General features: G+C 46.4%; 1 protein-coding gene. It reads right to left on the bottom strand.

The annotated features are described in order from the left end of the window. The coding region (locus tag NE664_15060; GenBank protein ID MCQ4727952.1) for an enoyl-CoA hydratase-related protein at nucleotides 1-400 on the bottom strand (400 nt) is incomplete at its 3' end. Nucleotide 401 lies beyond the last annotated feature (1 nt).

The following is a 401-nucleotide window of genomic DNA, read 5'->3' as shown; positions in this document are numbered from 1 at the left end:
GCCTTGTCAAACGCTGCGTTCCACCGAAGCAAGGCATACTGCCGAGGTTAACTTCAGGCTGTCCGAAAACTGCCTTTGTGCTTGCTATCCTTATATCGCATGCCATTGAGATTTCGTTTCCGCCGCCGAGCGCATATCCGTTAACAGCGGCAATAACAGGTTTTTCAAGTTTTTCTATTGAAGAGCATGCAGCCTGACCGAGTTGAGCGCATTTCCTTCCGCCGATAGCGTCAAGAGGTACAAACTGTGAAATGTCGGCGCCTGCAACAAATGATTTTTCACCTGCTCCTGTTATAATAACGCCCTTTACCGCCTCATCTTCTCCGATACATTCCATAGTTTTTTTAATTTCTTCAAGCGTTTCCGCATTTAAAGCGTTAAGAGCCTTAGGCCTGTTGATT

Origin of the sequence: Anaerotignum faecicola, from assembly GCA_024460105.1 — a bacterium.
In the GTDB taxonomy this organism is placed as follows: domain Bacteria; phylum Bacillota; class Clostridia; order Lachnospirales; family Anaerotignaceae; genus JANFXS01.
Note: the sequence above shows the minus strand (reverse complement) of the source record. Positions and strands in the feature narration are given on the sequence as shown.